The sequence below is a fragment of the Streptomyces capitiformicae genome, assembly GCF_002214185.1.
Classification (GTDB): Bacteria; Actinomycetota; Actinomycetes; order Streptomycetales; family Streptomycetaceae; genus Streptomyces; species Streptomyces capitiformicae.
In genome coordinates, this window is record NZ_CP022161.1 from 2,205,081 (window position 1) to 2,228,587 (window position 23,507).

At 70.6% G+C, this 23,507-nt stretch carries 19 protein-coding genes and 2 pseudogenes; 11 read left to right on the top strand and 10 right to left on the bottom strand.

What is annotated here, in order from left to right:
* Window positions 1-10 precede the first annotated feature (10 nt).
* Together CES90_RS09690 and CES90_RS09695 are read right to left on the bottom strand one after the other, a co-directional pair.
* On the bottom strand, window positions 11-970 hold the full coding sequence (locus tag CES90_RS09690) for an ABC transporter permease (protein WP_189781346.1): 960 nt from the start codon (window positions 968-970) through the stop codon (window positions 11-13).
* Between the two features lie 31 nt (window positions 971-1,001).
* Window positions 1,002-2,636, bottom strand: a complete 1,635-nt coding sequence (locus tag CES90_RS09695; protein ID WP_189781345.1) for an ABC transporter substrate-binding protein — start codon at window positions 2,634-2,636, stop codon at window positions 1,002-1,004.
* 295 nt (window positions 2,637-2,931) lie between these two features.
* Between CES90_RS09695 and CES90_RS09700 the strand changes: the two genes are divergently transcribed.
* The gene (locus CES90_RS09700) at window positions 2,932-3,672 is read left to right on the top strand and encodes a FadR/GntR family transcriptional regulator (protein WP_189781518.1); all 741 of its coding nucleotides are present in this window, start codon (window positions 2,932-2,934) and stop codon (window positions 3,670-3,672) included.
* 104 nt (window positions 3,673-3,776) lie between these two features.
* Entirely contained in the window at window positions 3,777-4,304 is a 528-nt protein-coding gene (locus tag CES90_RS09705; RefSeq protein ID WP_229913642.1) for a protein-tyrosine phosphatase family protein, read from the top strand.
* Window positions 4,305-4,315: 11 nt separating this feature from the next.
* Here CES90_RS09705 and CES90_RS09710 read toward each other — a convergent pair whose 3' ends face one another.
* A complete protein-coding gene (locus tag CES90_RS09710) occupies window positions 4,316-4,888 on the bottom strand; it encodes a class I SAM-dependent methyltransferase (protein ID WP_189781344.1) in 573 nt (190 codons plus the stop codon).
* A gap of 56 nt (window positions 4,889-4,944) precedes the next feature.
* On the opposite strand from CES90_RS09710, the gene CES90_RS09715 reads away from it, so the two are divergent.
* Window positions 4,945-5,754 carry an AraC family transcriptional regulator gene (locus tag CES90_RS09715; RefSeq protein WP_189781343.1) on the top strand — a complete coding sequence of 270 codons (810 nt, stop codon included), beginning with the start codon at window positions 4,945-4,947 and terminating at the stop codon, window positions 5,752-5,754.
* A gap of 158 nt (window positions 5,755-5,912) precedes the next feature.
* Here the strand turns inward: CES90_RS09715 and CES90_RS09720 are convergent, their stop codons facing one another.
* Complete coding sequence (locus CES90_RS09720; protein WP_189781342.1) at window positions 5,913-6,569, bottom strand: M15 family metallopeptidase; 657 nt, start codon at window positions 6,567-6,569, stop codon at window positions 5,913-5,915.
* Between the two features lie 351 nt (window positions 6,570-6,920).
* A complete protein-coding gene (locus CES90_RS09725; protein WP_189781341.1) occupies window positions 6,921-10,043 on the bottom strand; it encodes an AfsR/SARP family transcriptional regulator in 3,123 nt (1,040 codons plus the stop codon).
* Window positions 10,044-10,510: 467 nt separating this feature from the next.
* On the opposite strand from CES90_RS09725, the gene CES90_RS09730 reads away from it, so the two are divergent.
* From CES90_RS09730 to CES90_RS09740, 3 genes and pseudogenes are all read left to right on the top strand, one after another.
* The gene (locus CES90_RS09730; protein ID WP_189781340.1) at window positions 10,511-10,753 is read left to right on the top strand and encodes a hypothetical protein; all 243 of its coding nucleotides are present in this window, start codon (window positions 10,511-10,513) and stop codon (window positions 10,751-10,753) included.
* 287 nt (window positions 10,754-11,040) lie between these two features.
* A pseudogene (locus CES90_RS51590) lies at window positions 11,041-11,130 on the top strand (DNA repair protein RecO); the annotation flags it as partial.
* A 46-nt stretch (window positions 11,131-11,176) separates the two neighbouring features.
* A pseudogene (locus CES90_RS09740) lies at window positions 11,177-13,876 on the top strand (histidine kinase); the annotation flags it as partial.
* 80 nt (window positions 13,877-13,956) lie between these two features.
* On the opposite strand, the gene CES90_RS09745 reads toward CES90_RS09740, so the two are convergent.
* From CES90_RS09745 to CES90_RS09765, 5 genes are all read right to left on the bottom strand, one after another.
* On the bottom strand, window positions 13,957-15,615 hold the full coding sequence (locus CES90_RS09745; protein ID WP_189780977.1) for a long-chain fatty acid--CoA ligase: 1,659 nt from the start codon (window positions 15,613-15,615) through the stop codon (window positions 13,957-13,959).
* 108 nt (window positions 15,616-15,723) lie between these two features.
* Entirely contained in the window at window positions 15,724-16,275 is a 552-nt protein-coding gene (locus tag CES90_RS09750) for a SigE family RNA polymerase sigma factor (protein ID WP_189780976.1), read from the bottom strand.
* Window positions 16,276-16,490: 215 nt separating this feature from the next.
* Window positions 16,491-17,657, bottom strand: coding sequence for a lipid-transfer protein (locus tag CES90_RS09755; RefSeq protein WP_189780975.1), 1,167 nt, complete (start codon window positions 17,655-17,657; stop codon window positions 16,491-16,493).
* Entirely contained in the window at window positions 17,654-18,085 is a 432-nt protein-coding gene (locus CES90_RS09760) for a MaoC/PaaZ C-terminal domain-containing protein (RefSeq protein ID WP_189780974.1), read from the bottom strand. Before CES90_RS09760 ends, CES90_RS09755 begins: the two co-directional genes overlap by 4 nt.
* Window positions 18,082-19,104 carry a bifunctional MaoC family dehydratase N-terminal/OB-fold nucleic acid binding domain-containing protein gene (locus CES90_RS09765; RefSeq protein ID WP_189780973.1) on the bottom strand — a complete coding sequence of 341 codons (1,023 nt, stop codon included), beginning with the start codon at window positions 19,102-19,104 and terminating at the stop codon, window positions 18,082-18,084. The genes CES90_RS09760 and CES90_RS09765 overlap by 4 nt, the downstream gene beginning before the upstream one ends.
* 234 nt (window positions 19,105-19,338) lie before the next feature.
* Here CES90_RS09765 and CES90_RS09770 point away from each other — a divergent pair, with 234 nt between their 5' ends.
* The 5 genes from CES90_RS09770 to CES90_RS09790 all read left to right on the top strand — a co-directional run bounded on the left by CES90_RS09770 (window position 19,339) and on the right by CES90_RS09790 (window position 23,502).
* A complete protein-coding gene (locus CES90_RS09770) occupies window positions 19,339-20,208 on the top strand; it encodes a bifunctional DNA primase/polymerase (RefSeq protein ID WP_189780972.1) in 870 nt (289 codons plus the stop codon).
* A gap of 107 nt (window positions 20,209-20,315) precedes the next feature.
* The gene (locus CES90_RS09775; protein ID WP_229913591.1) at window positions 20,316-20,687 is read left to right on the top strand and encodes a hypothetical protein; all 372 of its coding nucleotides are present in this window, start codon (window positions 20,316-20,318) and stop codon (window positions 20,685-20,687) included.
* 352 nt (window positions 20,688-21,039) lie between these two features.
* Window positions 21,040-21,381, top strand: coding sequence for a DUF1330 domain-containing protein (locus CES90_RS09780; RefSeq protein WP_189780971.1), 342 nt, complete (start codon window positions 21,040-21,042; stop codon window positions 21,379-21,381).
* A 12-nt stretch (window positions 21,382-21,393) separates the two neighbouring features.
* The gene (locus CES90_RS09785) at window positions 21,394-21,858 is read left to right on the top strand and encodes a hypothetical protein (RefSeq protein WP_189780970.1); all 465 of its coding nucleotides are present in this window, start codon (window positions 21,394-21,396) and stop codon (window positions 21,856-21,858) included.
* A 540-nt stretch (window positions 21,859-22,398) separates the two neighbouring features.
* Window positions 22,399-23,502 (top strand): toll/interleukin-1 receptor domain-containing protein, encoded by a 1,104-nt coding sequence (locus CES90_RS09790; RefSeq protein WP_189780969.1) that lies wholly within the window; start codon window positions 22,399-22,401, stop codon window positions 23,500-23,502.
* The last annotated feature ends 5 nt before the right edge of the window (window positions 23,503-23,507 follow it).

A 23,507-nucleotide genomic window follows, 5' to 3' on the forward strand; every position in this document is an offset into this window, starting at 1 on the left:
AGACCGAACATCAGCCCGTCCCCCTCAGCCGTGGGTTCACCAGCAGGTAGAGGACGTCGATGACGAGGTTCACGACCACGAACCCCGCGGCCGTGGTCAGCACGACACCCTGGACGACCGCCGGGTCGCCGTTCTTCACGGCGTCGATCATCAGCTTGCCCATCCCCGGCAGCGAGAAGATCGTCTCGATGACGACGGCGCCGCCCAGCAGATAGCCGACGCGCAGCCCGAGCACGGTGAGCGGATTGATCAGCGCGTTCCGCAGCACGTTCCGCCCCACCACCACTCTCGGCGGCAGGCCGCTCCCGATCGCCGTCCGCACGTAGTCCTTGTCCAGCTCCTCCACCACCGACGTGCGGACGATCCGGGTGAGCTGCGCGGCCACCGGCAACGACAGCGCGAACGCCGGCAGTGTCATCGTCTTCAGCCACCCGGTGAACGAGTCCGCCGGATTGACGTACCCGCCCGTCGGGAACCACCCCAGATCCACCGCCAGATACTGGATCATCAGCAACGCCAGCCAGAACCCGGGCGCCGCGACCCCGGTCAGCGACACGACCCGGATGACCTGGTCGGGCAGCCGGTCCCGGTAGATCGCCGCCGTGACCCCACCGAGCAACGACAGCACGACCGCGATCCCGAGCCCCAGAAAGGTCAACTGGAGGGTGAGCGGCAGTGCGGTGGTGACCTGGTCGATGACCGGGGCCCGGGTGAGCGCGCTGATCCCCATGTCCCCGTGCAGCAGATCCCCGACGAATCCGACGTACCGCACGGGGAGGGGGTCCAGGAGGCCGTTCTCCTCGCGGAACTCATGCAGCTGCTCGGGGGTCGGATTGGCTCCCTGGAAGAACGCGGAAGCCGGATCGACGTCCGAGAACCGCATCACCAGGAAAACGAACAGCACGATGCCGAGCATCAAGGGCACCAGAAGAAGGACCCGCCGGATCAGGATCCTGACAACAGCGATCACGTACGAACTCCCGGGGACTTGATGTGCGGCCCTAGACCCACTTGGCCTGCAGCAGGTTGATCCCGGGGTACGGCTGAGCCCTTATCCCGGAGAGCCGCTCTTGATCCCACGCCGTCATCAGCTCGTTGTGCACCACCGGATACAGCACAACCTGCTCGGCGACGACGTCGATGTAGTCCTGCACCATCGTCTTCTTCTTCTCGGCGTCCGGCTCCTGAGTCGCCTGATCCATGTCCTTGAACAACTGCTTGGCGACGGAGTTGTCGGCCCACCGGGCGTACTGCATCCACAGGTTCTGCGGCCCGTAGTTGTAATGCATGATCAGATCCGCGTCGAGCCCGAACTGATTCGGATTGGAGGCTGCGGCGACCACCTGGTAATCCTGCTTCTGGTCCATCTTCGTGAAGACGGCCGTGGTCTCCTGCGGCGACAACGTCGTCTCGACCCCGATCGCGTCCCACGACGACTTGATGGTCGGCAGACAGTCGACGATCCAGCTCACGTTCACCGCGAGGATCTCGATCTTCAGCCCGCTCACCCCCGCCTCGGCCAGCAACGCCTTCGCCTTGTCGGGGTCGTACGCGTACACGCTCTTCGCCGGCCGATAGCTCGGGTTCCCCTCGTTGAGGAAGGAACTCGCGGGCTTGCCGTGCCCCTTCAGCGCGACCTCGATCATCTTGTCCCGGTCGATCGCGTAGTGCAGCGCCTGCCGTACGCGTACGTCGTCGAAGGGCTTGTGCTTGGTGTTGAACATCAGGAACAGGTTGTTCATCCCCGAGCCGCCCTGGACGGTCATGCCGCCCTTCTCCAGCTGGCCGATGTTGGCGTACGGGATGTTGTCGGCGATCTGCGCCCCGGCACTGGCGCCCGAGATCTTCGCGACGCGCGGGGCGGCGTCCACGATGGTCAGCCAGTTCATCTTCTTGAAGGCGGGCGGGCGGGGTCCGTTGTAGTCGGCGTACGCCTCGAACGTCGTGTTGGACTTCGGGTGGTGCGCGGTCTGCCGGTACGGCCCCGAACCGATCGCCTTGCCCTTGATGGCCTCCTCCCAGGCGCCCGGCTGGGAGAAGACGTGCTTCGGCATGATCTTCGCCAGCGTCAGCCGGGAGATGCCGTCGGGGAAGGGGAACTTGAGGACCAGCTCGACGTTCCGCGCGTCGATCTTCCGGACCTCCTTCAGCCAGCTCGCGAAGAAGCCCTTGGCGAGGGTCTGGGTGTCCGGGTCGAGGATCCGCTCGTACACGAAGACGACGTCGTCGGCCGTCACCGGTTCCCCGTCGTGGAAGGTGGCCCCGGCCCGCAGCTCGAACTTCCACGACGTACCGCTGAGGTCGCTCGGCACGGCCGTCGCCAGCGCCGCGTACGGCTCGCGCGAGATGGGGTCGGTGTCGAGGAGCCCCTCGTAGATGTGGTTGTTGCCGGCCATGCAGAAGGCGGAGGCCGTCTGGGTCGGGTCCCAGCTGCCGTCGTTGCCGTAACCGATGACGGCGGTCAGCGTCCCGTTCTTCCCGCCGCCTGCGCCACCGGTGTCATTGGTGGACTCGGGCCCGGCCGAACAGGCGGCCAGCGACGAGGAGACGGCGGCGGCCGCGCCCAGCGCGCCGGAGTACTTCAGGAACGACCGGCGGTGCAGCGCCGCCGGGGCGTCTCGGGTCACGTCGCGCACGGTTCCTCCAAGGAGGCAGCGAAGGGAGACGAAGCTTGAGGGGAGAGATACGACGTCCTACGTCCTACAGGGAGCAGCGTGACCATAAGAGCGCCTGTGAGGGCGGTCAAGAGATCGCACACGAATGGCGTACCTGCCAAAGGTGCGACCAATGGCAGTCTGAAATAAGGACAGTTGACGGTCCGTTAGGACAGAGTTTCCCAGGGCGATCACCGCGCATTCACCCGGCGTTCCCCCAGCCGGTTCCCTCGGTTTCCGTCCGGAGGTGGGACGTCGGATGTCCGGCGAGCGTACGATGCGGCGCATGTCTCAGGAGAGCGGCGGCCGGCGCCGACCCGAGCGGCGGGTGAGCGGTCAGATCCAGCGCGAGGTGATGCAGCTGATCCTCGACCGCAAACTCCAGGCGGGTGCCCCGCTGCCCACCGAGACGGAGCTGATGGAGGACCTCGGCGTCAGCCGCAACTCCGTCCGCGAGGCCCTCAAGGCCCTGCAGGCCCTCGACATAGTCGACATCAGGCACGGCTACGGCACGTACGTCGGCCAGGCCTCCCTGACACCCCTCGTCGACGGCCTCACCTTCCGCACCCTGGCCCGCCCCGACGGCGACACCGCCGCCCTCGCGGAGATCCTCCAGGTCCGCGAGGTACTGGAGGAGGGCCTCGTACGCCGGGTCGCGGGCACGCTGACGGAGGCGGAGCTGGACGGTCTCGCCGCCGTCGTCGACCGGATGGAGGCAGCCGGCAAGGCGGGCGAATCCGTGGCCGAACTCGACCGCGACTTCCACGAACTCCTCTACGCCTCCCTCGGCAACGCCCTCGTGCCCCAGCTCCTCGGCGCCTTCTGGACCGTCTTCCTCCGTGTCGCCGGTGCCCGCGGCTGGACCGACGATCCCACCCCCGAACTCACCATCCGCCGCCACCGCGACATCGTCACCGCCCTGCGCGCGCACGACGTGGAGGGCGCGCAACGGGCGATGTCCGACCACTTCCGCGGCATCGAGGCCAGGGCGGCGCAGGCGACGCGGGGGGTGGGTTAGCGGATGACCGAGTCGAACGAGCCACGGAGGACGGGCCGGCGCCCGGCGAAGGCGCGTCGGCAAAGCGGCGGACGCTGCCGCCCGGCCCTGCCTACGCTGACCCGATGACCGATCCGAGAGAGACGGAAGCCGTGACCGACCCGAGCGAGAACGGCACGGTGACCCCGCCGACCGACACCGGCACCGACATCGCGTCCCCGTCGGCCACCCCCTGGGACCCGGCCGCCCCCGGTGTGCTGCGGTTGCCCTCCGGGCGGCTGGTGCGGGGCCGGGGGCTCAGGCACCCTCTGCCGGACGGTCCGGTCCCCACATACGCCGTTCATCTCCTCGGCAAGGAGCCGCCCGAAGTCCCCTGGGAGGCACGCTGGTTGCGCTGGCCCGACTTCCGGCTGCCCGGTGACCGGGCGCAGGCCGAGGAGGTGTTCCGGGAGGCCTGGCGCCGGGCGGCCGACGAACGCGTCGAGTTCGCCTGCGGCGGCGGCCGGGGCCGCACCGGCACCGCGCTGGCCTGCCTCGCCGTCCTGGACGGCGTACCGCCGGAGGAGGCCGTGGCGTACGTACGCCGGCACTACGACCGGCACGCGGTGGAGACCCCATGGCAGCGGCGCTACGTACGACGCTTCGGGGCGTGACCCTCGGGGCCCTAGGGGCGGCGCGCCCGGAAACGGAAGGAGCCGCCCAGCTCGTGAACGTCCACGGAGACGTCCGTGAAGCCCGCCGCGGTCAGGCGTGCGGGCAGTGTCTCCGGGGCCACGACGTTCATCGTGTCCCGGAAGTGGAGGATCCGGAAGCGCACGCCGGCCCGGCTGTCGCTGCCGGCGAAGACCCCACCGGGCCGCAGCACGCGGAACGCCTCCGCGAAGATCCCGTCCTGCTGCGCCGCCGTCGGCACGTGGTGCAGCATCGTGAAGCAGACGACCGAGTCGTACGAGGAGTCCGGCAGCGGCATGGCGGCCCCGTCGGCGTGCACGATACGCGCGCGCGCACCCCAGGCGACGTCCAGCAGCCGGGCGGTGTCGGCGTCGACCTCGACGGCGGTGAGCTTGGGCACCTGTTCGACGAGTACGCGCAGATTGGCGCCGTAACCGGGCCCGATCTCCAGGACGTCCGCGCCCAGTTCGACGCCGTCCAGCGCCCAGGGCAGCAGCTGTTCCTTCGTCTTCAGCGCCCACTTCTCGGAGCTGCACAACTTCCGGTGCATCAGATTCATCGGCATACGAACGACGCTAGGCCCGGCCCTGCCATGTCCACCACGGGCTAGGCTGCCGTCCCATGTCGCCAAACGGACAGCCGGGTGAGTGGAACGCAGGCTTCGAGAGGCATCCGCCCGCCACGCCCGACGGCCACCCCACCGCCGCGATCTTCATCGGCCACTTCACCATGCCGCGCGGCACCGCCTACGCCCGGCACTGGCACCCCGTCCACCAACTCGCCTGGTCCGCGAAGGGGTTGCTCCGTGTGACGACCCGGCAGGGCTCCTGGCTGCTGCCGCCCACCCTCGCCCTCTGGATCCCCGCCGGTGTCCCCCACACCACCGAGTCGGCCGGCGACACGGTGATGCGCAGCCCGTACGTGGCCCCCGAGAGCTGCCCGCGGATCGACTGGCAGGACCCCACGGTGGTAGCCGTCGGCCCCCTCCTCCGCGCCCTCATCGACCACCTCGTACGAGCCGACCTGACCCCCGAGGCGCGGGCCCGCGCGGAGGCCGTACTGCTGGACGTCCTGTACCCCGTCCCCGTCACCAGCGTGTCCGCCCCCGAGCCCCGCGACCCGAGGGCCCGCGAGGTGGCCCGCACCCTGACGGCGAACCCGGCGGACCCCCGCCCCCTCGAAGCCTGGGGCACCCAGGTCGGCGCGAGCGCCCGCACCCTGGCCCGCCTCTTCGTCACCGAGACGGGCCTCGCCTTCGGCCAGTGGCGCGAACAGGCCCGCATGCGCGCCGCGATGCCCCTGCTCGCCGAAGGCCTCCCCCTCGAAGCGATCGCCCCCCGCGTCGGCTACGCCTCCGCCAGCTCCTTCGTCGCCGCCTTCCACCGCGTCATCGGCGTGACACCCCGCCAGTACTTCCCGCTGCACCGCTGACCGAACGCCCCAAAACGGACTGACCCCGCCACCTCTGCCCGCCCCATCCGCTGGGTGCTGCCCCTCGCCCCCGCTACGGGGTTTGTCGGCGTGGCGACAACGGGGGAGTGGGTGCGGCCCTCGGGGATGGGACGGGTAGGGGTGGCGGGGCGCGACGGCTAGGAGACGGTCTCCTTGGGGCCGTACAGCGCGTGCGGCGAGCCGGTCATCAGGGCCCAGTAGCGGTCGCCGTAGGACCAGTGCCACCACTCGGTGGGGTAGTTGACCAGCCCCGCCGTGGTGAGGGCCGCGCACAGCGTGCGGCGGTTGCGGCGGGCCGCGTCGGAGATGTTGGGCGCGTCGGTGTAGCAGGCGTCGTCGCTCTCCTCGGGACTGGCGTCGACACGTGTCCCCATGTCGAGCTCCTCCCCGGCCGCCGTGCACAGGGTCAGATCGACCGCCGCCCCGGCGACATGCGGCCCGATCTCCGGCGGGGACAGGGAACGGCTGGTCTGCACGCGCAGATGGTCTTCCGACCAGTCGGGGTTGTCGCGGCGCAACTCGGCGGCGTACGACTCGAAGTACTCGATCTGCAGGGCGAGCGGCCGGTACCCCTCGGTGACCAGCAGCCGCAGCCCGTCGGGCAGCAGCCGGGCCGCCCGCGCCAGCCGCCAGGCGACACCCTCGCGCAGATGCGCGTAGGCCCCTTCGGCGTCCGCCTGGCGCGAGTCGACCACCACGAAGGGCAACTCCCTCAGATCGACGAGGGGTTCACCGCATTCCTGGACCGGTATGCGGGCGACATCGGGGTCGCTCATGAGGATGATCGGAGGCATGCGTCGTCTTCCACAGGGTCCACGAGTGCCGGCAACCGCGGGGTACTCGTACGGCAGGTAATGATGCGGGGTGCGTGGCAGCACCCCGGGGAGGGACCTGATCCCCTGATGTCCCTCCCCGGGGGCCTCCCCCCTTGAGTGGTGGTCTGTGGCCTGGCGACGGATGTTCCCCCCGTCCGTTCTGCCGTTCTGATCCCACTGTGTTCATGTGTCCACCGGCTCGTCCCCTGTGCGTTCCGGTGGGGCCGACCGGCCGGGCGGTGGTCGCCCGGCCGATCCGCTCTTCCCCCGAGAACACCAAGAATGGCCCGCTCCGCTGGAAGTTCTCTGCAAGTCCGCCGCAAGTGACTTCTAGTCAGGCCATGGCTCGTATCGCTCGCGGGCCTCGCACGTCGTGAACACCGCCATGGCCTCGGCCCGCAGCGCGGCGGCCCCGGCCGTGTCGCCGAGGGCGGCCCGTACGGTCGAGAGGTTGCGCAGGGCACGGGCGCGGGGGAGGGGCAGGGCGAGGACGGCCCAGAGGGCGGCGGAGGCCGTCAGCAGCCGGTCCGCGTCCGCCAGGCGGCCCTCGGCCAGGGCGCACTCGCCGAGCGTACGCAGGGTCAGGGCCTCGCCGAAGCGGTCCCCGTGGGTCCGGCAGACCTCCAGGATCTCGCGCAGCTCCGTCTCCGCCTCCGCGGTGTGCCCGAGCCGCATCCGGGCCTTGGTGCGGGCCCGCAGGGCGTACGCCGCCATGTGCTCGTCGCCGATGGACCGCAGGATCTCCAGCGCCTCCTCGGCCACACGCGCGGCCTCCTCGTACGCGCCGAGCGAACGGTGCACCAGGCTGAGCGTGCGCAGCGCGAGCGCCTCGCCGCGCCGGCTGCCGAGCCGCCGGTACGCCCGCAGCGACTCGTCGAGGAGCGGGAACGCGCCTTCCTGGTCGCCGAGTTCGAGGCGTACGGAACCGCCGTACCGGCAGGCGACCCCGACGCCGGTGTCGTCGCCGACCCGCCGGAAGCCCTCGGCCGCGTCGGCCAGGGCCTGTTCCGCCTCACGCAGTTCGCCCACCTCGCGGCAGGCGCTGCCGAGTCCGGCGAGGGCGGCGGCACGGCCCCGTACGTCGCCGAGTTCGGTGCAGATGCGTTCGGCGGTACGGAAGTACTCCTGGGCCTCGGCGATGCGGTCCTGTTCGTAGCGGAGTTGTCCGAGGCCGACGATCAGCAGGGCCTCGCCCGAGCGGTCCTCGGCGCGGCGGGCGGCGGCGAGGGCGGCGTCGTGGCTGCGCCACCAGGCGTCGAAGCGGTTGCTGATGGCGAAGGAGGAGGAGCACAGGGCGGCGGCCGCCTCGCAGGCGAGGGTGTGCAGGCCCATGGCCGCCGCCCGCTCGACCGCGGTGGTGAGGGCGTCGGCCTCCGCGTCGAACCAGGCGAAGGGGTCCGACAGGGCTCGGTGGGTTGTTCGGTCGCCTACCGGGGTGGGGGGTTCTGTTGGTTCGTGGCCGCCGGTCCGTGGGGGTTGTTCGCGCCCGCGCGGCGGAGCCGCATGTGTACCAGCCCCGCCCCCCTTGAGGGGCGCCTTCCCGAAGCTCTGCCTCAAGATCACCACACCCGACGGGGCCTCCTCCGTCACCCGGTCCATCAGCCACAGGCCTACCGACAGGGCGCGGCCCACCGCTGCCGTTCGGTCGGTGGCCGGGTCCTCGATGTCGGCGCGTTCGGCGGCGTAGACGCGTACGAGGTCGTGGAGGCGGTAACGGGGCTGTCCGACCTGGTCCGTGCCGGGGCAGTTGATCAACTGGGCGTCGAGGAGGCGCTCCAGGACCTCCTCCGCCTCGTCCTCGGTGGTGTCGGCGAGAGCGGCCACCGTCCATACGGCCACGTCGGCCGGGCCGAGGGTGGCGATGCGGCGCAGTACGCGGCGGGCGCGGTCGTCCAGGGCCTGGTAGCTGAGGCCGAGGCCGGCCCGTACCTCCAGGTCGCCCACGGCGAGCTCGTCGAGCCGGCGGTGCTCGTCGGCGAGGCGCTCGGCGAGCACGCTGGGCGTCCAGTGCCGCCGGGTCGCCAGCCGGGCGCCCGCGATCCGCAGGGCCAGCGGCAGCCCGCCGCACAGCTCGACGATCCGCCGCGCGGCGGCCTCCTCGCGCGGGTCACCGGCGTCGCTGTGCCGCGGCCCGGTGACCCGGGTCAGCAGCTCAAGGCCCCGTACGTCGTCCAGGACGTCGAGGTCGGTACGCCGGGCCCCGACGAGTCCGCCGAGCCGGGCCCGTGAGGTGACCAGCACCCCGCAGGTCGCGCTCCCCGGCAGCAGCGGCCGGACCTGTGCCTCGCCGCCCGCGTCGTCCAGCACCAGCAGGATCCGCCGCCCGGCGACGAGGCTGCGGAACAGGTCACCGCGCTCGGCCGTGTCCTCCGGCGGGTCCGCGCCGAGCGCGCGCAGCAGCCGCCCCAGTACCTCGCCGGGCGGCACGGGCTCGCTGAAGCCGTGCAGTTCGGCGTAGAGCTGCCCGTCGGGGTACTCGGCGGCCACCCGGTGCGCGGCCTGTACGGCGAGCGCGGACTTGCCGACCCCGGCGGCTCCCGACACCACGACGACGGGCATCGCCTCCCGCTCGCCGGTCAACCCCGCGACGACACCGGCCAGTTCCTCCTCCCGTCCGGTGAAGTCCCCGATGGCGGGCGGGAGGAGGGACACTGCCCGGGGCATGGCGACATTGTTCTTCGGCGCGGTGGTGGAGGGGGCGGCCAGCAACTCCGGATCGGCGCGCAGGATGGCCTCGTACAGCCGGTTCAGCTCCGGCCCCGGGTCGAGCCCCAGCTGCTCGGCGAGCACGGCCCGGCCCTCCGCGTACACGGTCAGCGCGTCGGCCTGACGCCCCAGCCGGTAGAGCCCGAGCATCAGCTGGCCCCGCAGCCGCTCCCGCGTCGGGTGCGCTCCCACCAAGGCGGTGAGTTCGGTGACGAGTTCCGCCTCCCGCCCACCGCCCTCCAACTCGACGGCGATACGTTCTTCCAGCGCCGCCTGCCGAGCCTCCTCCAACCGGCCGGCCTCACCCCGCAGGGCCTCACCGACGCCACCGAGTGCCGGACCGCGCCAGAGGGCCGACGCGGCCCGCAGCAGCCGCGCGGCGCCCTCGTGGTCACCGCCCACGGCGGCCTGCCGGGCCTGTGCCGTGAGCGCCTCGAAGTCGGCCACATCGACCCGTCCGACCCCGGGCCGGATCCGATAGCCCGGCGGCCGTGTCTCGATCGCCTCGGCCACCTCGCCGGGCAGGGCTCGCCGCAGCGCCGACACATACGTCTGCACCAGCGCCCGTGCCGTGTCCGGAGGGTCCTCACCCCAGATCACGTCCACCAGCGCATCCGCGGGCACCACCTGGCCCGCCCGCAGCAGCAACACGGCCAGCAGCGCCCGCGGTTTCGGCCCGCCCAAGCGCACGGGTCTGCCCGCATGCCACGCCTCGACCGGACCGAGCAGTCGGAATTCCAGCTCCACGGGACCCATCTTCCGTGCCGTCGGACCGCCGGGACAGCGGTTGCTCACGCAACGTTCGACGCTCATGTACGCCGTGTGGTTTCCCAGAACGCGTGATGCGCCGGAGAGTTGACGGAAAACCGGGGAAGCCAAGGGCATTTTATGCGGGCGACACGGAGATTCGTCGCGCGAGTGAGGGTGAGCTGTGGCGATTCCGTGGGGGCGGGGGAGGGGGAGTGGGAGACGCGCGGCAGTGGCCATGGCCAACGCCTTTGTGGTGCCCGGAACTTGTGGAGCACAGACTCCTGCCGAGTGTAGGCGCGGATGGTCACCCCAGGGACACAAAGAGTGAAACTCGATTACTCAGGGGAGCACGGTGAAGGCAGAACGTGATGGGGGCGGCAGACTGAACTCGGCCGGTGAGTCGAAGAGGCGGAGGACGCGGTGGAGGAAGCGATGGAGTCGCGGCGGGTACTCATGGGTGCGCGGTGAGCGGAAACGGCAACGGCAACGGAAAGAAGCCGGCGGTCGGCACGTACGCGGTCGACACCCGCACCGGGCGCGTCGGCCGGGTCATGGGCCACGAGGGGCCGTACGTCCAGCTGAGACCCGTAGGAGGCGGGAGGGAGTGGGACTGCGCTCCCGAGGCCGTACGCCCCGCGACGACGATAGAGCGCCTGCGCGCGGCGACGGCCTACGAGAACGCCCGCAGCCGCGGCGAGGTCCCTTGAAGAAGACGTGTACGGAGGCCGGGCGCGCCTCCTCTCCCCCTGGGACAGGAAACGCGCCCGGCGCTGCCCGCGGATCAAATCCCCCGTTCTCGGTCCGCGATCACGCGCCGCTTCCCCCGTCTTCCCCGTCGGCGCGCTGGAACCACTGTGACCCTCCGTTCCCCCCGACTGCCAGAAAGACCGCGTCCCAACTCGCCATGGGACGCGTGCCACTGCCCTGACCTGCGGTGACGGTCGGGGTTTGGAACGGGCGCAGAAGGGTCGGCGCATAGGCGAGAATGGGCCCCATGAGTCTGTTCCGCGACGACGGCATCGTGCTGCGCACCCAGAAGCCGGGTGAAGCGGACCGGATCATGCTGTGCTTCCCCGGGGGACACCCCCCGGACCCCCGGCCGGAACCCCGTGGTGGCGCGCGATGAGCCCACCGGGCTGGGCGGGACGGTGCCACCGCAGGGCGTGCCCGCGCCCGGCGGGCGGCGCGCTCGCCGGGAACCCGAGCAGAACGCGTTGCCGCCGGCGCTGCCCGCCGCGCCGTCCGCGACGAACGCCGCCGAGGCCCCCGGTGGCAGTTCCGGTGAGGCGGCCGACGGTCGGCCCACCGGGCGCCGGCGCCGTGCGCTGGCAGGCGCGGAGGAGCGGGCCGCCGCCCCCGAGTCGGGTGGGCGCGCAGTCTTCGCGCTGCCGCCGGCCGAGGCGGACCGGGGGCCGGAGTACGCGCAGGGGGCGGCCGGGCTCGGTCCGGTGCCTGCGCCGATGCCCGCGGCGATGCCCGTGTCCACGCCTGTGCCTGCCGCGCCCGGTGCGTCCGGCGGGCCCGTTGCCGTGTCCGCGGTGCCGGCTCAGGGCGGAGAGGTGTCCGAGGGTGAGGGCGGCCAGGGTGCCGCAGCGGCCGGGGGGATGGTTCCCGCCGGGGGTCCGCCTGTGCCCGCCGGAGGGCATGTGCCCACCGGAGGGCATGTGCCCGCTGCCGGGGTGGGGCAGCCGGCCGCCCAGGCCCAGGGCGCGGGGGCTCCGGGTGTCGCCGCCGGGTCCGGTGCGGGCCAGGCGGTCGCTGCCGGGCAGGCGCAGGTAGCCCCGGCCGGGGGCGTCGACGACGGGCGCCATGACGCCGCGCTGCACAATCCGGCGGACGACCACACCCCGCCCCAGCCGCACCCGGTGCCTTCGCCGACCGGTCGCCGCCGAGCGGTACGGCCCGCTCCGCAGCAGGGCGACGGCGTGGCCGCGGCGCCCGCGCAGGGGGTTCCGGCCCAGGTCGCCCCCGGGCAGCAGGTGACGCCGCAGGGACGGCCGGGCCAGCCCGTACCCGCGCAGGGCGTACCCGCCGGGCAGCCCGTCGCCGCTTCGGTCGCAGGCCCGCAGCCCGTCGCTCCGCAGGGTGTTCCGGGAGCCTCCGCGCAAGCCGCCGGTCCCGCACAGGCCACCGCGCCCGGCCAAGCCGTCGCCGGACAGATCGCCGCCGTACCGCCACAGGGGGTTCCCGGCGCCCCGCAGCCGGTGCCCGCGCAGGCCGCGGCCGTGGGCTCGCCCCAGGTCCAGTCCCAAGCTCAGGCCCAGCCACAACCGCAGCCCCAACCCCAGCCCCAGCCCCAGCCCCAGTCCTGGCCGGACCCCCACCAGGGCACCTCCGGCGCGGGCCTCCCCGTAGCCGCCCCGGCCGCCCCGGTGGCGCAGGCGCCGCTGCCTCCGCAGTCCACGCCGTCCTCGGGCACCCCCCTGCCGCCGGAGCGTGCCGTACAGCAGCCGCGCGCCGCGCAGCCGCTCCCGGCCGAGGCCGCGCCCCCTGCCGCACCCACCGCACCCGTCAAACCTGCGGCCGGCGCCGCACCAGCCGCCGCCTCCGCCCCCCTCGACCCCAACTCGACCCAGGGGCGGGCGATCAGCGTCCGGACGCTCGGCCAGGGCGTCCCGTTCGCCCGCCAGGGCGGCCCCCAGACGCAGCCTCAGAAGCAGACACCGGCACAGCCACAGCCGCAGTCCCCGCCCGGCTCCACGCCCGCCCCGAACCAGCCCGGTGGCTCCGGTCGGCGCCGTAAGCTCGGGACGCCGCCCGAGCCCAGCGGTGAACGCCCGGAGAAGGCAGCGCGCCCCCACCCGCAGGCTGCCCCGGCCGCAGGCACCCCGGCCGCAGGCACCGCGACCGGCCAGATCCCGCTCCCCCCTCAGGCGACCCAGCCGCAGCAGGTGGCGCAGCCCTCCCTGGCCGGGCAGGTCCCGCTCCCGCACCAGCCCTCCCTCGCCGGCCAGTCCCGGCTGGTCGGCAACACGGACGGTGCCGGGCGGTCGTACGCCATAGGGGCACCCGACGAGAACGCCGATGAAGGGCCCGAGCCGCTCGACGGGCCCGGCGGCGCAGTGGAGGTCCCCGACCAGCCCCATCCCCAGCCGCTGGACGACGAGTTGCCACCGGAGCCGCTGGACAACCCGCGCCGACTGCTCGTGTGGCCCGCGCCGGACGTGACGACGCACCAGGCGCTCAGCGACCGCGGCTACCGGCCCGTCATCGTGAACTCCCGCGAGGACGTGGACGCGCAGATCGCCGCCTACCCGGCCGCCCTGTTCGTCGACCCGCTCACCGGTCCCATCACGCGCACGGCGCTCCAGTCGCTGCGCCAGGCCGCCGTCGCCGCCGAGGTCCCCGTCCTCGTAACGGCGGGACTCGGCCAGGCGACACGCGAGGCGGCGTACGGCGCCGACCCGGCCATCCTCCTGAAGGCGCTCGCGCCGCGCGACTCCGAGCAGCACCCGCCGCGCGTCCTGCTCATCGAGGAGCACGCGGAGATCGCGCTCGCCCTGACCGCGACGCTGGAGCGGCGTGGCATGCAGGTCGCGCGGGCCGCGTCCGACACGGACGCCGTCACCCTGGCCGCGCAGATGCGGCCCAACCTTGTGGTGATGGACCTGCTTCAGGTGCACCGCCACCAGGCCGGGATCATCGACTGGCTGCGCACGAACGGTCAGTTGAACCGCACCCCGCTCGTCGTCTACACCGCCGCCGTCGACCCGTCCGAACTCCCGCGCCTGGCCTCGGGGGAGACGGTCCTGTTCCTCGCGGAGCGCTCGACGAGCCCGGAGGTGCAGACCCGCATCGTGGACCTGCTGGCACGGGTCGGCACGAACTGATCCCGTACCAATCCCGTTCAGAACGACTTTGGGGGCGGTGTTTCACGTGAAACACCGCCCCCGTGTCCTATGTGCGCGTCCTAGATCTGCGTCACGTCCAACGCGCCCTCCGCGTACTGCCTCCGCAGCACCTTCTTGTCAAACTTGCCTACGCTCGTCTTCGGTACCGACTCGATGATCGTCCAGCGCTCGGGCAGCTGCCACTTGGCGATGCCGCCCTCGTCGGCGAGGAAGGACCGGAGGGCCGCGAAGTCGGTCGTGGCGCCCTCCTTCAACACAACGGTGGCGAGCGGGCGTTCGCCCCACTTCTCGTCCGGTACGGCGACGACGGCGGCCTCGGCGACATCCGGGTGGGCCATGAGGGCGTTCTCCAGCTCGACGGAGGAGATCCACTCGCCGCCGGACTTGATGACGTCCTTGGCGCGGTCGGTGAGGGTCAGGAAGCCGTCGGGGCTGATCGTGCCGACGTCGCCCGTCTTCAGCCAGCCGTCCTCGCTGAACTTGTCGTCGGGGCGGATGGGTTCGGCGCCCTGGCCGCCGTAGTACGCGCCCGCGATCCACGGTCCGCGCACTTCCAGCTCACCGGCGGACTCGCCGTCCCAGGGGAGGCGTTCGCCGCCGGGGCCGGTGAGGCGGGCCTCGACGGAGGCCGGGAAACGACCCTGGGTGAGCCGGTACGCGAACTCCTCGTCCGAGCCGGCCTCCACATGGGCCGGCGGCCGGGCGATCGTGCCGAGCGGGGAGGTCTCCGTCATGCCCCAGGCGTGGCAGACACGCATGCCCAGCTTGTCGAAAGCCTGCATCAGCGCGGGCGGACAGGCCGAGCCGCCGATGGTGACCTGGGCGAGCGAGCTGACGTCACGCGGGCGGGCGCTCAGCTCGGCGAGCAGCCCCTGCCAGATGGTGGGGACGGCGGCGGCGTGCGACGGCTTCTGCGTCTCGATCATCTCGGCGAGCGGGCCGGGCTGCAGGAACCGGTCCGGCATCAGCATGTTGACGCCGGTCATGAAGGTCGCGTGCGGCAGACCCCAGGCGTTGACGTGGAACTGCGGGACGACGACGAGGGAGAGGTCCTCGTCCGTCAGGCCCATGGACTGGGCCATGTTGACCTGCATGGAGTGCAGATAGATCGAGCGGTGGGAGTAGACGACGCCCTTGGGGTCGCCGGTGGTGCCGGAGGTGTAGCACATGGCGGCGGCGGCGCGCTCGTCCAGCGCGGGCCAGTCGTACGTGGTCGGCTTGCCGGCGATCAGCTCCTCGTACTCGTGCACCTGAACGCTCGCCCCGGCGAGCAGCGAGCGGTCGCCGGGCCCGGCGACGACGACGTGCTCAACCGGCTTGAGGTGCGGCAGGAGCGGCGCGAGGAGGGGAAGCAGCGAACCGTTGGCGATGATCACCCGGTCGGCGGCGTGGTTGACGATCCAGGCGAGCTGCTCGGGGGGCAGGCGCAGGTTGAGGGTGTGGAGGACGGCTCCCATGGAGGGGATCGCGAAGTATGCCTCGACATGCTCCGAGTTGTTCCACATGAGCGTCGCGACTCGTTCGTCGCCATCGACTCCGAGGTCCTCGCGCAGGGCGTGGGCCAACTGCGCGGCACGGGCGCCGATCTCCGCGTAGGAGCGGCGCTCGGGTTCCCCTTCGCCCGTCCAGGTGATCACCTGCGACGTCCCGTGGATGACCGACCCGTGGGTCAGGATCCTGGAGATCAACAGCGGTACGTCCTGCATGGTGCTCAGCACGGCGTCCTCCCGGGGCGGCTCTGCCTACGCGGTGGTAACAGTTGTGCTGATTCTGCGCACATACCGGTTGGTATGTCACTAGGTCCCGGGATGATCGATCAGAAAGGGTTACCGCACGGGCTCCAACTCCGGGTCCTCGCGCAGCTTGCCCAGCGCGCGCGACACCGCCGACTTCACCGTACCGACCGAGACGCCGAGCACCTCGGCCGTCTGCACCTCACTGAGGTCCTCGTAATACCGGAGGACCACCATCGCCCGCTGTCGCGCCGGGAGCTTCATGATCGCCCGCCACATCGCGTCGTGCAGCGCCTGCTGCTCGGCCGGGTCCCCGGCCTGGACGCCCTCCGGCTCCGGCAGCTCGTCGCACGCGAACTCGTCCACCTTGCGCTTACGCCACTGGGACGTACGTGTGTTCAGCAGCGCGCGCCGTACGTAACCGTCGAGCGCCCGGTGGTCCTCGATGCGCTCCCAGGCGACGTACGTCTTGGCCAGCGCGGTCTGCAGCAGGTCCTCCGCGTCGCTCGGGTTGGGGGTCAGCGACCGGGCTGTCCGCAGCAGCACCGGCTGGCGTGCCTTCACGTACGCCGAGAACGACGGGTACGCGGCGTTCAACGACGGGTAAGCGGCGTTCGAAGCGCTGGTGCAGACGGGTGTGGTCATGGCTCCACGCTAGGAGCGGGCCCCGCCCCGGCGGATCGGCCGCAGGTCCCGAAGACGACTCCCCCTCAGGTTGTAGGAGTGGGGCAGGCCCCACCTCCTGAAGGTGGACGAGCGGCCCTCAGGTACTGAGGGTGTATCCCTGAGAGACACCTGCGCAGGGTGTACGGGGCGCGCGCGTTCCGGCGTACGCCGCCGATGTACGGGCCGGGGCGACCTCATCCGTCCGTCCCCAGGACCAACCCCGAGGTCGGCACCCCCGTACCAGCCGTGACCAGCACCCGCTCCGCCCCCGCGACCTGGTTCACGGACGTCCCCCGCAGCTGCCTTACCGCCTCTGCGATGCCGTTCATCCCGTGCAGATACGCCTCCCCGAGCTGCCCGCCGTGCGTGTTGAGCGGCAGCCGTTCCTCCGCCACGAAGTCCGCCGCCTCGCCTGGCCCGCAGAACCCGAACTCCTCCAGCTGCATCAGCACGAACGGGGTGAAGTGGTCGTACAGGATCCCCACGTCGATGTCGCCGGGGGTGAGCCCAGACGTCCGCCACAGCTGCCGCGCGACCACGCCCATCTCCGGAAGCCCTGCCAGATCCCGAGTGTAGAAGCTCGTCATCTGTTCCTGCGCCCGGCCTGCGCCCTGGGCGGCCGCCACGACCACGGCCGGCGGCTTCGGCAGGTCCCGCGCCCGTTCGACGGACGTCACGACGAGAGCCTGACCGCCGTCCGTCTCCTGGCAGCAGTCCAGCAGCCGCAGCGGCTCGACGATCCACCGCGAGGCCGCGTGCTCGGCGAGGGTGATGGGGCGGCCGTGGAAGTACGCCGCCGGGTTCGTGGCCGCGTGCTTCCGGTCGACCACGGCCACGTGCCCGAACGCCTCCGGGGTCAGCCCGTACGTGTGGAGGTAGCGCTGGGCCGCCATGGCCACCCAGGAAGCGGGCGTGAGCAGCCCGAACGGCAGCGTCCAGCCGAGCGCCACCCCCTCCGCCGACGGCTCCCGATGCCGCACCCCCGCACCGAACCGCCGCCCCGACCGCTCGTTGAACGCCCGGTAGCAGACCACGACCTCCGCGACGCCCGTCGCCACGGCCAGCGCCGCCTGCTGCACGGTCGCGCACGCGGCCCCGCCGCCGTAGTGGACCCGGGAGAAGAACGACAGCTCGCCGATGCCGGCCGCCTGCGCGACCGTGACCTCCGGGCTCGTGTCCATCGTGAACGTCACCATCCCGTCCACGTCCGCGGGCCGCAGCCCCGCGTCGTCGAGCGCGGCCCGCACCGCTTCCACGGCCAGCCGCAGCTCACTGCGTCCCGAGTCCTTGGAGAAGTCGGTGGCCCCGATCCCGACGACGGCGGCCCGGCCGCCGAGCCGGTCCTTCGTCCGCAGGCTCATTCGGCTTCCCCCCTCGGCAGCGTGACCGTCACCGTGCCGGTCACATGCCGGCCGATCCCGTTGTCACCGACGACCTTCACGACGGCCGTGGCCCCGTCGACCGACTCGACCGACTCGACCGACTCGACCGACTCGACCGACTCGACCCGGCCGGTCAACACCATGGTGTCGCCGGGGTAGTTGGGGGCGCCGAGCCGGATGGCCACCTTCCGGAGGACGGCACGCGGCCCGAAGTGGTCGGTGACATACCGCCCCACCAGCCCGTTCGTCGTCAGGATGTTCATGAAGACGTCGGGCGAGCCACGATGCCGGGCCAGTTCCGGATCGTGGTGCACGTCCTGGTAGTCGCGCGAGGCGATGGCCCCGGCGACGACGAGGGTGCGGGTGATCTCGATCTCCAGCGGCGGCAGCGCGTCACCGGCCCTCATGCCCCGACCTCTTCCACCGCTTCATCGACCGCTTCACCCGCCACTTCATCCGCCACTTCATCCACCGCTTCTCCCGCCACTTCACCCGCCACTTCATCCACCGCTTCTCCCGCTTCCGCCTCTTCCGCCCGAAAGACCGGAAGCACCAACTCCGCGTCGTACCGGATGAATTCGAGCCGTACGGCCATCCCGATCCGCACCTTGTCGTACGGCACCCCGATGACGTCGCTGACGATCCGCACCCCTTCCGCGAGCTCGACGAGCCCGACGGCGTACGGCGGATCGAAGGCGGGGAAGGGCGGATGATGCATGACGACATACGAGTGCACGACGCCTTCCCCGCTCGCCCGGACGGTGTCCCACTCGGGCGAACCGCACGCGTGGCATCCCGGCAGCCAGGGGAAGCGGAGGGTGGCGCAGTCGGCACAGCGCTGGATGAGGAGCTCGTGCCGTTCGACGCCCTCCCAGAACCCGGCGTTGTCGCGATTGACGACGGGGCGGGGCCGTTGGGGCTTCGGCTCGGGCTTCCTGGTGGCGGCGACGGGCGCGTACTTGAGGATCCGGAAGCGATGGGTGCCGGCGAGTTCGCCACCGACCCGCACATCCATGCGCGTCGTCACGAAGTACCCGGTGCCGAGCTTGGTCGTCTTCCGCTCCGACACCGACTCGATGACCGAGTCGAACGTGATCTCGTCCCCCGGCCGCAGCGCCCGCAGATACTCCTGCTCGCAGTCGGTGGCGACCACGGAGGTGCAGCCGGCGTCGTCGAGCAGGGAGAGGAGTTCCTCGTACGCCGGTGAACGCCCCGTCGCGTGCCCGCTCAGCCCGCCCATGGTCCACACCTGGAGCATCGTGGGCGGAGCGATGGCGTCCGGTCCGGTGTACGCGGGGTTGGTGTCTCCCAGGGCCTCGCACCAGTGCCGGATCATGGGCGCGTTGACGGGATCCTTGCCGTGGCCGCCGAGGACGGCCGCGCGCCCCTCGTAGGCCTTGAGCCGTACGGACAGGTCCTCGACCACGACGTCGCCGCCCCTCCTAAGGAATCTGACTGTTCGTCAGATTGAAGGAACAGTCACCGCGGGTGTCAAGGTCCACCGAGAAAACCTTGAGACCCGCGGGCTTGAGATCCGAGGGCTTGAGACCCGAGGGAATATGCACCGTCGGCGCCGGTCGATGCGCGATCGGCGCCCCCACAACCGAAACGCACCCCGACCCCCCTTCCCTTTATCGAACACTCGTACGAACATAGAGCCATGGCCACCATGGACCGGCAGGCCACCACCCTGGCCCTGGCGCACGCCCTCTCCGCCGCCGAACGCGGGCTGGCGGTGATCCCCCTGTCCCGATCGAAACTCCCGGCCCTACGCTCCCCCCACCACGACGACCCGTCCCCCTCCCCGTGCCGCGGCGAGTGCGGCCACTTCGGCCACGGCGTGTACGACGCCTCCACCGACCCCCACCGCGTCCGCGAACTCTTCGCCGCCGCCCCCTGGGCCACCGGCTACGGCATCGCCTGCGGCCTCCACCCTCACCATCTGATCGGCGTCGACCTCGACACCAAGTCCGGTACGGACTCCTCGACGGCCCTGCGCGAACTGGCTCTGCGCCACCTCTTCACGATCCCGGAAACCGTCGTCGTACTGACCCCGAGCGGCGGCCGCCACCTCTGGCTCACCGGCCCGCCCGACGTCGTGGTCCCCAACTCCGCGAGCCGTCTGGCCCCCGGCATCGACATCCGCGGCGCCGGCGGCTACCTCGTCGGCCCCGGCTCCCGCACGGACCACGGCGTCTACGGCACGGCTCCCGGCACGGCCCACCTGCCCCCGGCCCCCTGCCCACCGGAACTGCTCCGCCTGCTCCTCCCCCCGCCGCGCTCCACACCCCCACGGCCGGCCGGCGGAGGGGGCGGCCATGGCCACGGCCTGATCCACTTCGTCCTCACCGCCCACGAAGGCCAACGCAACACCCGCCTCTTCTGGGCCGCCTGCCGTGCCTACGAGAACGGCCTCGGCCCCGACCTGACCGACGCGCTCGTCGACGCGGCCGTACGCACGGGGCTCACGGAGCGGGAGGCCCGCTCGACGGTGGCGTCGGCGGCGCGGATGTCGGCGCGGCGGGGGTGAGTTCCGAGGGAGTAACCCTCACGGGTGGCGTACCCGGCGTACGGCCTTCCCTGACGGCCCAGTTGGTGAACGATCGCGGCGTCAACGGACCGTCGGGGAGGAAAAAGGTGGACCCGGAGATGGACCCGGAGAAGGAATTCCGGCGGCAGATGCTCGCCGAGGCCCACGCGGAGCGGGACCGCCTGCTACCGCTGCGCGCCGAGGCGACACAGACGACCATCGAACTGATGAGGGCGAGCACGGGCCGAACCGACGAACCCGACCTCGTGCCGTACCTGAACCTGACCTACCTGCTCACCATCAAACGCGCCTACGGCGACGACCGGTTACTGGCCTTCGCCCTGTCCCTCGCGAACTGGGCCGTGGCGTCCATCGACGAACTCGCGAAGCTCACCGGCGCGAGCGCGCAGCAGATCATCGACAAGTACGAGACGGAGATCATGGCGGCACGGGAGGCCGCGGACGAAGAGCCGGCCTGACGTCGAAGGCCCGCGGCGGAAGGGGTGTCCCTCAGCGGAGGACACCGCAGGGGACACCCCTTCCCACGTCACAACCTCACGACTGAGGCGGAGCCTCACGCCCTTGGCCTTGTCCGGTCTCATCCGTACCGAACTGCTGCTTGAGCTTGTCCATCACAGACATCGCGGCTCCTTCCACAGTCAGCCATTCCCTCCGGAATCAGCGCCCCCCGCACCCCCGCATCGGCGGGACCCCGGAGCGACCCCGGCGCCTACCTCGGAGGTAATCGCGGCCGCAACCAAGCGTGGCTACCTTCACTCCCCATACCGGTCCCATACCGGTCCCATACCGGCGCCAACGAAGGAGTCGAACATGCCCGCATACGGCTTCGCACACTTACGTGATCGCCGCCATCACCCCGACGTCCTCGAGTACCTGGAACGGATCCAGCACACCCTCGACCCGTTCCACGGCCGCTTCCTGATCCACGGCCCACCGACCGAGGTGGTCGAGGGAACCTGGCCGGGCAGCATGGTGCTGATCGAGTTCCCCGACCTCCCCACGGCCCGCGCCTGGTACGCGTCCCCCGCGTACCAGGAGATCCTGCGCCTGCGAACCGACCACATCAGCGGGGACGTCGTACTGGCCGAGGGCGTAGGTCCCGCATACGACCCGACCGAGCGCGCGGCGAGCCTCCGAGCGCGGAACGCGTGATCAGCTTGGGGTGTGGAGACCATCATCGCCAGCGCCATAGCCGTCCTGGGAACCCTGCTCGGGTCGGGGATCACCCTGGCGTTCCAGCAGCGCACGACCGACAGGGGGCACGAGTTCACACGTCGGGAGAAGCTCAGGCAGGAACGGCTCGACGCGTACTCCGCCTACGCCGGCGCACTGATCAACTACCGCCGCTGTCTGGTGCATCTGTGGTTCTGCGAGCACGAACAGCCACCGCCGGAGGACCCCGACGCTGTCCGCATCCGCGCGTACGACCTGCGTTCCCACGCCCAAGAGGCCCTGTTCCGCGTTCAGATGCTCACGGAGGACGGGCCACTGGCCCGCACCGCGGAAACCGTACTCGCCGACGTCACGGCCCTCACCAAGACAGAAACCAGAACCCAGCTCGACGAGCGCCGAGTCCAGACCCGCGACGCCATCAGCCGCCTGGTCAACTCAGCCAAACAACACCTCTGAGCCCCCGGCTCAAGCCGTACAACCCACGAGGCCCCGACCAACACAACGGCCCCCGACCGAATCTCCCGGTCAGGGGCCGTTCCACTACTGGCGGTGGGTGTGGGATTTGAACCCACGGTGACTTGCGCCACGACGGTTTTCAAGAGCGTCGCGAGTTCAGGGAAAGCAGCGCTCTGACCTGCGCCAATGCGTCAAGCACTGATAGCTCTAGGAGCGTTGGCCCACGCATGGCCCATAGACGTCTTGCTGGGCACGAGACTGCTTCGTCCGAAGCAACTTGAGCGAGCGGTTGACCTTGGAGCTCTCGTGCCTCTCGCCTGTGGCGACAGTCCACAGGCGGGCGTAGTCGTCCGCCCCTGTGCGTGGACGTTGTGCCGCAGCCAGTCACTCACCCGGACGCGGGGTGCAGATCGGTGGAACGCACTGCAACTGGTCACGAGCGAGCAGAAAGACCATTGATTCCACGAAACGGCCAACATCAACTCACCGCATACGGAACACTATGACCAGCTATCACACCGAGCACGGTCCGGAGACACCATGGACGCTAACCCCGCAGGTCAGGGAAACCGTATCTTCGTTAGCTACGCACACCTGGACGATGAACTCCTCAACCAGGCAGTAGAGCACTTCACGAGTGATCTGCGAAGCTTTTACTCTGCGAAGACAGGGGGCACACTGGAGGTCTTCTTTGACCGCGAAAGTATCGGCTGGGGAACCGATTGGCGACGCCGAATCGACTCTGAACTAAGAGGCGCTTCCATCTTCATGCCAATCATCACCATGCAGTACTTCAACCGTCCGGCCTGCCGCGAAGAGCTGAATGCCTTCCATGGGAGCGCCGAACTGCTGGGCGCCAAGTATCTACTCCTTCCTATCGTTATCATGGGCGCCAGCGGCATCACGGCAGATAGCCAGATGCCCGAGGTGCGCCTCATTGAACGTATCCAGTTCGAAAACCTTGAAGAAGCATTCTTGGCGGGTCGCGGCACGAGGGAGTGGAGGGAGGCACTCTCGAGGATCGCCGATAAGCTTGTCACTATTATCTCTCAAGCAGAAGAGAACCTTTCTGCCGTCGCAGCGGTAGCTGGAGTGGAAAAATCGGAGGAGCTGAACGAGGAATTCGACTTGTTTCAGCACTTTGAGCAACTGAACCAACTGGGAGAGGCTCTCACGCCTGAACTGGAAGCAGCAACGCAAGACCTCACCACGTGGTGCACGGTGGTGCAGGAGGAGATGCAGAAGTTCAGCCCCACTTCCCCAGCCGTTCTCCGATCTCGGTCCGTTGTGATGGCAGCGGCAGTACGCGAGCCGTCCCTGAAGCTGCAAGAGAGCGCGACGACGTTCGCCCAGTCCGTCACAGAGGCCGACGCGCTCTTGCGCGCCGTCGTTAGCCAACTGGTTGGCGTCAATACATCACACGGTGCAACGTTGGCGGAAAAGATTATCGCGGATGTCACGCAGGGGTCGACTGACCTTCAAGAATTCCTGGAGGGCCTAGGCGAGATCCTAGAGATGTTGAAGACCATGGAAATCATGAGCGTTCCTCTCCGAAAGGCCATCAAGCCGGGGCGGATTGGCTTCACCAAACTCCAAGACTCCATCAAGACTATTGACGGATGGCGTGGACTTTCTATCCGTTAGGAGTA

Excerpts from the sequence above, each read along its gene's own strand:
- CES90_RS09750 (WP_189780976.1), bottom strand. The coding sequence starts at position 16,275 with ATGACCACACCCGTCTGCACCAGCGCTTCGAACGCCGCTTACCCGTCG.
- CES90_RS09755 (WP_189780975.1), bottom strand. The coding sequence starts at position 17,657 with ATGAGCCTGCGGACGAAGGACCGGCTCGGCGGCCGGGCCGCCGTCGTC.
- CES90_RS09720 (WP_189781342.1), bottom strand. The coding sequence starts at position 6,569 with ATGCCTCCGATCATCCTCATGAGCGACCCCGATGTCGCCCGCATACCG.
- CES90_RS09770 (WP_189780972.1), top strand. The coding sequence starts at position 19,339 with ATGGCCACCATGGACCGGCAGGCCACCACCCTGGCCCTGGCGCACGCC.
- CES90_RS09700 (WP_189781518.1), top strand. The coding sequence starts at position 2,932 with ATGCGGCGCATGTCTCAGGAGAGCGGCGGCCGGCGCCGACCCGAGCGG.
- CES90_RS09790 (WP_189780969.1), top strand. The coding sequence starts at position 22,399 with ATGGACGCTAACCCCGCAGGTCAGGGAAACCGTATCTTCGTTAGCTAC.
- CES90_RS09760 (WP_189780974.1), bottom strand. The coding sequence starts at position 18,085 with ATGAGGGCCGGTGACGCGCTGCCGCCGCTGGAGATCGAGATCACCCGC.
- CES90_RS09710 (WP_189781344.1), bottom strand. The coding sequence starts at position 4,888 with ATGCCGATGAATCTGATGCACCGGAAGTTGTGCAGCTCCGAGAAGTGG.
- CES90_RS09780 (WP_189780971.1), top strand. The coding sequence starts at position 21,040 with ATGCCCGCATACGGCTTCGCACACTTACGTGATCGCCGCCATCACCCC.
- CES90_RS09715 (WP_189781343.1), top strand. The coding sequence starts at position 4,945 with ATGTCGCCAAACGGACAGCCGGGTGAGTGGAACGCAGGCTTCGAGAGG.
- CES90_RS09705 (WP_229913642.1), top strand. The coding sequence starts at position 3,777 with ATGACCGATCCGAGAGAGACGGAAGCCGTGACCGACCCGAGCGAGAAC.